7 protein-coding genes are annotated in these 6,736 nt (G+C 73.0%); 1 reads left to right on the top strand and 6 read right to left on the bottom strand.

All coding sequences use genetic code 11. The annotated features are described in order from the left end of the window. Positions 1-211: 211 nt before the first annotated feature. Complete coding sequence (locus L2I40_RS16315; protein ID WP_237216253.1) at positions 212-1,765, top strand: ArnT family glycosyltransferase; 1,554 nt, start codon at positions 212-214, stop codon at positions 1,763-1,765. 3 nt (positions 1,766-1,768) lie between these two features. Here the strand turns inward: L2I40_RS16315 and L2I40_RS16310 are convergent, their stop codons facing one another. From L2I40_RS16310 to L2I40_RS16285, 6 genes are all read right to left on the bottom strand, one after another. Beyond that, positions 1,769-2,566 carry a YdcF family protein gene (locus L2I40_RS16310; RefSeq protein WP_237216252.1) on the bottom strand — a complete coding sequence of 266 codons (798 nt, stop codon included), beginning with the start codon at positions 2,564-2,566 and terminating at the stop codon, positions 1,769-1,771. Next, entirely contained in the window at positions 2,566-3,438 is an 873-nt protein-coding gene (locus L2I40_RS16305; protein WP_237216251.1) for a glycosyltransferase family 2 protein, read from the bottom strand. The genes L2I40_RS16310 and L2I40_RS16305 overlap by 1 nt, the downstream gene beginning before the upstream one ends. Further along, positions 3,438-4,307, bottom strand: coding sequence for a glycosyltransferase family 2 protein (locus tag L2I40_RS16300; RefSeq protein ID WP_237216250.1), 870 nt, complete (start codon positions 4,305-4,307; stop codon positions 3,438-3,440). The genes L2I40_RS16305 and L2I40_RS16300 overlap by 1 nt, the downstream gene beginning before the upstream one ends. Next, positions 4,304-5,425, bottom strand: a complete 1,122-nt coding sequence (locus L2I40_RS16295; RefSeq protein WP_237216249.1) for a glycosyltransferase — start codon at positions 5,423-5,425, stop codon at positions 4,304-4,306. The genes L2I40_RS16300 and L2I40_RS16295 overlap by 4 nt, the downstream gene beginning before the upstream one ends. Beyond that, on the bottom strand, positions 5,422-6,468 hold the full coding sequence (locus L2I40_RS16290; RefSeq protein ID WP_237216248.1) for a glycosyltransferase family 4 protein: 1,047 nt from the start codon (positions 6,466-6,468) through the stop codon (positions 5,422-5,424). The genes L2I40_RS16295 and L2I40_RS16290 overlap by 4 nt, the downstream gene beginning before the upstream one ends. Further along, positions 6,465-6,736 (bottom strand): hypothetical protein (locus L2I40_RS16285; protein WP_237216247.1); only part of this gene is annotated, 272 nt, incomplete at its 5' end. The genes L2I40_RS16290 and L2I40_RS16285, both read right to left, overlap by 4 nt.

Here is a 6,736-nt window from a genome sequence, read left to right as displayed (position 1 = left end):
CGACCGGACCCGCCCCGAGCGCGACGAGTGGGGCCCGGTGGTGCGCGCCAGCGGCTTCCAGCCGGAGAACTGACCGGGTCGGCTGGACGACCGGGGCGGGCGCGGGCGGCGGCCGCCCCGGCGACGCAACGGCGCCCGCGCGGGGTTGCGCCGCGCGGCGCGCTGAGGGAAGGGTGCCTGGCGGACGGCCTTCGGTCCGCGCCAGGGACCGATGCCTGAAGCACCAGCTCCGATCGCCGCCACCCGCGCCGCCGTGCCGCTCCTGCGGGACGCCGCCGCGGTCCTGTTGCTGATCCTGGGCGCGGCCGTCTTCCGGCTCACCTCCTTCATCCCCGCCGTCGTCGACACCGACGAGGGGCTCTACATGGTGCAGGCGCGGGAATGGCTGGGCGGCGGCTGGCCGCTCGTCGCCGCCTGGGACATGCACCCGATCGGCGCGCCGGCGATGTTCGCGCTGGCCTTCCTGGCCTTCGGGGTCTCGGTGGAGGCGGCGCGGCTGCTCGGGCTGATCTGCGTCGCGGCGACCTCGGTCGCGCTCTTCGCGGCGGTGCGCGCGGCCGGTGCGCCGCGGGCGATCGGCATCGGCGCGGGCCTTCTCTACAGCGCGCAATCGGTCCTGCTCGGCGGGCTGAGCACCAACACCGAGCTGCTGATCGCACCCTTCGTCGCGACCGCCATGGCGATCGGCATCAGGGGCGCGGTCCGCGCGATGGGGCCGGACGCGATCGCGCCCGGCTTCGGCGCCATTGCCGTGATGGGACTGCTGATCGGCTGCGCGCTGGTGGTGAAGCAGGTCGTGGTGCCGGAAGGCTGCCTCGCCTTCGCGTTTCTCGTGCTGCCGGCGCTGATGAAGCGGCTGCTGCCGCTCCGTCGTGCCGCCGCGATGGCCGCGCTCTATGCGGCGCTCTGCGCCACGCCCTTCGTCGTGGCGGGTCTCGCCTATTGGTGGAACGGCTGGCTGGACCACTACCTGGACGGGTCTCTGCTCGCCCCGTTCCGCTACTCGCTCGAGCGCATCCCGGCGCCGGAAGCGGCGCGCCGGATCGCGGCCGCGGCGCTGCTGCTCGGCTTCGCCTTCGCGGCCGCCTTCGTCGCGCTCGGCTTCTGGCGCCCCCGCGACGCGGCGAAGCCGGTGGCGCTGCTGACCGCCTTCGTGACGCTTTGGTTCGCCGTCGCCTCGGCCGCCATCTCGGGGCCGGGCTTCTACTTCGCGCACTACTTCCTGCTGTGGCTGCCGCCGCTCTCGATCCTCGCCGCGATCGGCTGCTGGCGCCTGGCCCTGGTCGTCGCGCGGCCGAGCGCGACGCGCCTTGTCTTCTCCGGCATGATCGCGGTCGTCGCCGGCTCTGCGCTTCTGACCGAGTATTTCCATCGCATCGAGCGGGGCCCCGGGTGGCCGCATGCCGATCCGGTGCGGGAGGTCTCGACCGCCGTGGCTGCCGCTGCAGGCCCGGGGGGCGATGCCTTCGTCGCCAACTACCACCCATCGGTCTACGTGATCTCGGGCGCCCGGCTGTCCACGCGCTTCCCCTTCCCGGCGCATCTGACGGGCGTCTTCGAGGATCTGTCGGACACCAACACGCAGGTCGAGCTCGACCGCGTGCTGGCCTCGCGCCCGCGGGTGATCGTGGTGGATCGCGGCTGGATGCACACCATGCGCCCGGAGGCCGGCGCGCGCGTGCTGGCCGCCATCGAGGCCGGCTACGACCTCTACGCCACGGTCAACGAGTTCCGCGGCCCGGTGGAGATCTGGCGGGCGCGATAAAGGCTACGGCGCCGGAAACAGCGCGCTCGTCCGTCCCGTCAGCCAATAGACGACGAGCCCGACATATTCCCGCAGCGCGGCCTCGGCGTGGTTCAGCCGCGTCGGGAAGGGCCAGCCATACCAGAGGCCGGGATCGCGCCCGGTGGTGAAGTTCACCGGCCAGGGCACCACGGCGAAGCCAGCGGCGCGGAAGCAGCCGACGGCGCGGGGCATGTGGCTCGCGGATGTCACCAGCAGCCAGGTCTCGCCCGGCTTCGGATCCAGCAGCCGCTTCGTCAGGACCGCGTTCTCCCAGGTGTTGCGGCTCTCGTTCTCGAAGACGAGGCGCGCGGGGGGCAGGCCGAGCTCGGTGAAGAGTTGCCGCGCCGTGTCGGCCTCGGTCGGGCCGCCCGGCACCACGGCGGCCGAGCCGCCGGTGAAGACGAGCCGCGCATTGGGGTGGCGCAGCGCGAGTGCCACGCCTTCCGTCATGCGTTCCGCCGCGCCGTTCAGCGCCGGGATGCCGTGCGCGGCGGTCAGATCCTGCTCCACGGCGCCGCCGAGCACGATGATTCCGGTGACCTGCGCCGGCGGCGTCGCGGGCCGCGCGAAGCGGGATTCGAGCGGCAGCGTCAGCGCGGTGGAGACCGGCAGCGTGAAGACCGCGACATACCAGCCGAGGCCGACCGCCAGCGGCCAGCGGCCGAATCGCCGCCCGCGCCAGACCAGCATGAGCCCGACCACGCAGAGCACGAGCGCCAGCGTGTTCGGCCGCAGCAGCGACCAGAAGATCTTGGAGGTGACGAAGAAGACGTCGTCCATCACAGATCCATCACCCGCATCGGGTGCATCCGGCCGCGCAGCAGGTCGCCGAGCGCGATCAGGTTGCCCTTGAGCCGCCCGGCGCGGTCCACCCAGGGTTCCGGCTTCAGGCTGCGCGCCGCGTTCATCGCCATGTTGCGCGCGGCCGAGCGGAGCGCTCGGTTCCAGGGATAGACGCCCTTGCGCGCCAGGTAGATCGCATTCGCCACCTGGCTGTAGCCGAGCCGCGTGCCCGCGACGCGGCCCGCCTTGGTGCCGAGATGCACGCCCCGCGCGCCGGCCAGCCGCAGGATCGCGCCGTGGCGGCCGAGACGGCGCGTGAGGTCGAGGTCCTCGTACCAGCCATAGAGCGGCAGGTTCTCGTCGAAGCGCAGTCCATGCTCGCGCATCGGCGCGAGGCGCAGCGCCATGTTGCAGCCATAGCCGTTGAAATGCGGGCGAACGGCCAGCGGATCGCCGTCGAAGCGGTCCTCGTCGAGGACGACGCGCCCCTCTTGCACGCTGATGCCCGGGCCCTTCGCGCCGTCCGCCAGCACGGTGCCGGTGGTGACGACGCAATCCGGCCGCGTGAGGAACACCCGCTCCGTCACAGCGAGGTAGTCCGGCGCGCAGAGGAAGTCGTCGTCCAGGAACAGCACGGCGTCGCAGTCGCCGCAGGCGTCGAGGATGGCGTTGCGCTGGCGCGGCAGGCCGGCCGGAGCGGTGAGCAGTTCCACATGCGGAAACCGCTCGGCGATCCCGGCGACATCCTCCGGCGTCACATGGCAGACCAGGATGCGCTCCGGCTGGCGCGTCTGCAGGCCGAGTTCCGCCAGCACCTCCGCCAGGATCGGCGCGCGGCCGCGCGTGGCGATGCCGATGGCGATGCGCATCACGCGGCCTCCAGCGCGGGTCGCACACGCCCCGACGCGGCGTCGGAGCGCAGGAAGCCTTCGGCACGGCCGAGTAGCGTCATCGCGTAGTAGCCCGCCTCATGCGGACGCAGGCGCAGAAGGCTCAGCACGACGCCGCCAAGCGGACGCACCGCGAAGGGCAGCCAGACCGAAGCCGGCACGCCATGCCGCCGCAGCGCATAGCCGAAGCCGCGCCCGTAGAGCCGCGCGCGCGCCACCGCGACGTCGGTGAGGCGCTTGTCGGGATGGATCACGCGCAGCGTCGGATCGTAGCGCGCGACATGGCCGCCCGAGACGGCGCGCAGCACGAGGTCGTTGCCTTCCGCCGAGCCGAGCGGCGTGCCCGGCCCCATGCCCTCGTCGAAGCCGCCGAGGGCCAGCGCCACGGGACGGCGGAGCCAGAGGTTGAACTCGATCACGCTGGTCCAGACGGTCGCCGCGTCGATCGGCCCGCCGGATTCGCGCCAGCGCCCGGAGCCGAGGCCGCCCGCGGGGCTCTCGGCCGGCCCGGTCAGGACGGTGAGCGCCGGATCCGCGAAGGCGGCGACGACGCGGTCCAGCAGGCCGGCGGGATAGACGCAGTCGTCGTCCGGGAAGCCGACGATCGCGCCGCGCGCCGCACGCAGCCCGAGGTTCCGGGCGTGGTTGGCGTTGGCGACGGCGGAGCGCAGGTGGGTGAGCGTGACGCGGCCGGCATAGGGCGTCAGAACCGCCTCCAGCCGATCGTCGCCGTTCTGGTCCACGACGATGACCTCGGCATCGGCCCTGCCCTGCGCGAGAAGGCTGTCGAGGAACTCGGCGATCTCGCGGGTGCGGCCGCGCGTCGCCATCACCAGGCTGAACATCATGGCGTCGGCATTCCGCGCGCGGCGCAGGCGCGGCCTACCGCATCCAGCATCGCCGCGCGGAAGGCGTCGCGTGAGAAGCGCTCGGCATTGGCGCGGCAGGCTTCCGGCCGGATGGACAGGGTCTCGAAGCGGCGCACGGCCTCGGTCAGGCTTTCCGCTGTCTGCTCGGCGAAGAGCACCCCGGTCTCGCCGTCCCGCACGATGTCCGCCGCGCCCCCGCGACCGTAGGCGATCAGCGGCGTGCCGCAGGCCTGCGCCTCCACCATGCCGATGCCGAAATCCTCCTCCGCCGCGAAGACGAAGGCCCGCGCCGATTGCAGCCGCGCCACCAGCTCCGCCTGCGGCGCGCGGCCGAGGAAGGCGATGTTAGGCGCGCCGCCGGCTGCCTCGCGCACGCGCGCCATCTCCGGCCCGTCGCCGATGATGACCAGCCGCTTCTCCGGCATGGCGCGGAAGGCGGCCGCGACGAGGTCCACGCGCTTGTAGGGCACCAGGCGGGAGGCGATGACGTAGTCCTCGCCCTTGGTCGGCCGGAACGGAAAGCCGTCGAGGTCCACCGGCGGGAAGACGACCTCGCTCTCGCGCCGCCAGGATTTGCGGATGCGCTCCGCGATCCAGCGGCTGTTCGCCAGGATCACGTCCGGCCGCGCCGCGGAGGCGTGGTCCCAGCTCCGCATCTTCGCCAGCAGCCAGCGCGTCAGCGCGCCCTTGAGGCCACGGTCGAGCCGCGCCTGGCGCAGATACTGGTGCTGCAGGTCCCAGGCGTAGCGCATGGGGCTGTGCACGTAGCTGACGTGCAGCGTCGCCGGCCCGGTCAGCACGCCCTTCGCGACGGCGTGGGAGGAGGAGATGACGAGGTCGTAGCCCGAAAGATCGAACTGCTCGACGGCCAGCGGCATGAGGCCAAGATAGTAGCGGAACCAGCGCTGCGCCCGCGGCAGGCGCTGGATGAAGGAGGTCGTCGGCACCTTGCCCTTGAGGAAGCCGCGCTCGCCTTCGGGCAGGAAGTCGCAGACGGCGAAGAGGTCGGCCTCGGGGAAGAGCTCGAGCAACTGCTCCACCACGCGCTCGGAGCCCGCATAGCTCTCGAGCCATTCATGGACGATCGCGACCTTCATCGGATGAGTTCCAGCAGCCGCCTGGCGGCCGCGTCCCAGGAGTAGAGCTGTGCCCGCGCGCGTCCCGCCTCGCGCAAGCTATCCGCGAGGCCGGGCTCGTCGAGAAGCCGCGTCAGCGCAGCGGCCGGCGTCGCGGGGCCCTCGGCGTCGAACCACAGCGCGGCATCGCCGCAGACCTCGGGCACGGCGCCGCTGCGCGCGGCCAGCACCGGGCAGCCGCACCACATCGCCTCGAGCGGCGGGATGCCGAACCCCTCGTAGCGCGAGGGGAAGACCAGGCAGAGCGCGCTCTCGTAGAGCGCGCGCAGCTCGGCATCGCTGACGCGGCCGACCAGCCGCACCGCGCCGCCCGAGACGTCCGCCGCGCCGCTGAACACCCCTTCCTTCACCGCGCCGGCGACGGCGAGCGCCATGCCGCGCGTGCCGAGCAGCTTCGCGGCCTCGCCCAGGGCGCCGAGATTCTTGTGCGCGGCCCGCGTGCCGACCGCGAGCGCATACCGGCCCGCTTCGAGGCCGTGCTTCGCCAGCACGGCGGTGTCGGCCGGCTCGCGCAGGATATGCTCGCCGCCCTCCGGCATCACGCCGATCCGCGCCGGATCGATGCGAAGCCGCGCCGCGAGCCGTCCTCGCGAGAACTCGGACACGGTGACGATCTGCGCGCCGAGCCGCGGGAGCGAGAGGTGCAGCGTCCGGTACCAGGCGCGGAAGGCGAGCGAATAGCTCTCCGGCGTGTCGAAGACGCCCGCGTCATGGATCACCACGATCCGCTTCCCGCCGCAGCGCAGCGGCGCGGTGTTGCCGAGGCTGAGCAGCGGCGCGGGGTTGGAGGCGCGTGGCAGGTCGAGCTGCTCCCAGCTCTGCCCGCTGCGCGTGCCGACATGCTCCACCGGAATGTCGCCCAGCCGGTCCGGCACGCCCTGGGGCGCGAGCAGGCGAATCGGCGTGCCTGCGCGCGCGATGGCCTGGGTGACCTCCTTCGCGAAGCGCTGCACGCCGGTGATGCCCTGCGTGAGGAAACGGCCGTTGATGGCAAGCACGCTCATGCCGGCTCGCCCTTCAGCACGGCGCGGATGCGCCCCGGCCGGCGCAGCAGCACGCGCGCATCGCGTCGCTCCTGCGGCGTCAGCGCCAGCGCGACGGCGGCGGTGAACGCCGCGATTGCCACCAGCGCGACGACGGCGAGCGTCGTGTAGGAGCCGAAGGCCAGCAGCGCGGCCAGCCCGATCCCGCCGACCGCGAGCGGCAGCGCGATGGCCCGCACCGCGTCGCGCGCCGCAGGGTAGAGCCGCGCGGCGAACCACAGGCGCCCCG

The organism is Falsiroseomonas oryziterrae (assembly GCF_021864505.1).
GTDB classification, from domain to species: Bacteria; Pseudomonadota; Alphaproteobacteria; order Acetobacterales; family Acetobacteraceae; genus Falsiroseomonas; species Falsiroseomonas oryziterrae.
The sequence above is the reverse complement of the archived record's forward strand: the minus strand, read 5'-3'. Positions and strand labels throughout refer to the sequence as shown.